At 59.3% G+C, this 2,338-nt stretch carries 2 protein-coding genes; both read left to right on the forward strand.

Annotated elements, in window-relative coordinates:
• Nucleotides 1-146 precede the first annotated feature (146 nt).
• Nucleotides 147-1,409, forward strand: coding sequence for an IS21 family transposase (istA, locus tag AC070A_RS34530; RefSeq protein WP_492383650.1), 1,263 nt, complete (start codon nt 147-149; stop codon nt 1,407-1,409).
• A complete protein-coding gene (gene istB, locus AC070A_RS34535) occupies nt 1,406-2,287 on the forward strand; it encodes an IS21-like element helper ATPase IstB (protein WP_112995001.1) in 882 nt (293 codons plus the stop codon). Before istA ends, istB begins: the two co-directional genes overlap by 4 nt.
• Nucleotides 2,288-2,338: the final 51 nt, after the last annotated feature.

Genomic DNA, 2,338 nt, shown 5'->3' on the forward strand with positions numbered 1-2,338 from the left:
GTGTCGATACCGGATGAATACTCCTCAGAAGTGCCGTTTGAATTTTCCCCAGTTTAGCGACGCCGCCGGTCTTCCGGGGCGCGCCCCGGAAGACCGGCGGCACGCGTTCACCGATACTACTCTCGATGGTCGAGAGGGGACTGGCGGTGATCAAACTCGGGGAGATAGTCATGATCTTAGATTTGCATCGACAAGGCTTGTCGGTGTCTGCGATCGCCAGGCAGACCGGCGTCGATCGAAAGACAATCCGCAAATATATCGAACGGGGCCTTGAGGCACCGGCCTATGGACCAAGGAAGCCTCGAGCGACGGTCATTGACCCGTTCACGGCGTATTTGCGTGAACGAGTGGCGACCTATCCCGGTCTTAGCGGACGACGGCTCCTGCGAGAGCTCAAGGAACGCGGATATGCCGGCGGCTACACTGCTGTCACGGACTTTCTCAGAGACGTCCGCCCGACCTCCGAACACGGGTTTGAAGTTCGGTTCGAAACGGCTCCCGGCGAACAAGCTCAGGTGGATTTCGCCCAATTCCATGTTGTCTTCACCGATGAGCCGGCTACCCCCAGGATCGTCTGGCTGTTTTCCATGGTGCTGGGCCATAGCCGCCTCATCTGGGCGCGTTTTGTTATGCATCAGGATCTGCCAACGGTGCTGCGATGCCACGTGGCGGCGTTCGATGCGATCGGCGGCGTCCCGCGCGAGATCCTTTACGACCGAATGAAGACTGCGGTCATCGGCGAAGGCGAAACGGGTGGCATTGTTTATAATCGCGCTCTGCTCGATCTCGCCCGCCATTACGGCTTTCACCCAAAGGCCTGCAAAGCATATCGCGCCAAAACGAAGGGAAAGGTCGAGCGGCCATTCCGCTATATTCGCGAAGACTTCTTCCTGGCGCGGTCGTTTCGCAACCTGGATGATCTCAACGCCCAACTGCGGTATTGGCTTGATACGGTTGCCAATCCGCGTGTGCACGCCACAACGCAGCGGGTCGTCATGGAAGCCTTCGCCGAGGAGCGCCATCATTTGCGGCCTTTGCCTCTGGCTCCGTTCCGGTCGGTTTTGCGGCTTGAGCGCAGGATATCCCGAGAGGGCATGGTGAGCGTCGGTGGAAACGCCTACAGCGTGCCCGACGCCACCAGACGGCGGCTCGTCGAAGTTCACACCTTGGCAAATGAGGTTCGAATCTTCGAAGACGGTGCGTTGATCGCTGTGCATCCGGTGTTGGAAGGACGCCACCAGCGCCGTGTCGAACCAGGGCACAGAACCCTTCGCTCCGCGCCGCGATCGCGACCACACGTCAACAACGACGAGATCATTCTTCATGGATCCGGAGAAAGGGTCACACAGCGGCCGCTGGCCTTCTACGACGCCGTCGCCAGAGCTATGGCACAGGAGAATCGCCCATGAGCGCCGCTCTCGATGCTGTGCCGTCGATGATCGACCGCATTCGTCATGACCTTGTTGGCTTGAAGATGCCACGTGCTCTTGAGGCACTCGATCATATTGTCCGGCGCCTGGAGCAGGGCGAGCTGTCGGCACTGGAAGCAATTGATATCCTGCTTTCCGAAGAGCTGACCCTGCGCGAGAACAGCCGCATAAAGACGGCCCTTCGAATGGGCCGCCTGGCAACCATCAAAACGCTCGCCGGCTTTGATTTCTCCTTCCAGCCCTCCCTCGATCGAGATCGGATCTTCACGCTTGCGCAACTGGGGTTCATCGACCGGCATGAAGCCGTGCATTTCCTCGGGCCACCGGGAACCGGCAAAAGCCATCTCGCCGTGGCGCTCGGCGTCGAAGCCGTCAAAGCTGGCAAGAGCGTCTACTTCTGCACGCTGGCCGATCTCATTGCGGCGCTGTCCAGGGCCGAGCGCGAGGGACGGCTGCAAGAACGCATCCGCTTCTTCTGCAGGCCAAGTCTGCTGATCGTCGATGAGATCGGGTATCTCCCGGTCATCGCCGGTGGCGGCAATTTGTTCTTCCAGCTCGTCAACGCCCGCTACGAGAGAGGTGCAATGATCCTGACGTCCAATCGCGGCTTTGCAGAATGGGGCGATGTCTTTGGAGACGCGGTCGTCGCTACCGCGCTGCTCGACAGGCTTCTGCATCACGCCGTTGTCGTTCAGATCGAAGGATCAAGTTACAGGTTGCGCCAACATGCCGAACTGATGCCTGAACACGTCCGTTCGAAAGCTTTGATTACGCCACCCTCCTTCGCGCCGCCGCCACGTCCACGCGGTCGGCCGCCGAAAAATACCCAATTCTCCATGCCGTCGACGTCGGCATAATTGGGGAATTTTACTTCGGCACTTTTGGGGAGATTTCAGTCGGCATTGACA

The organism is Ensifer sp. GW101-20A05, assembly GCF_059424735.1.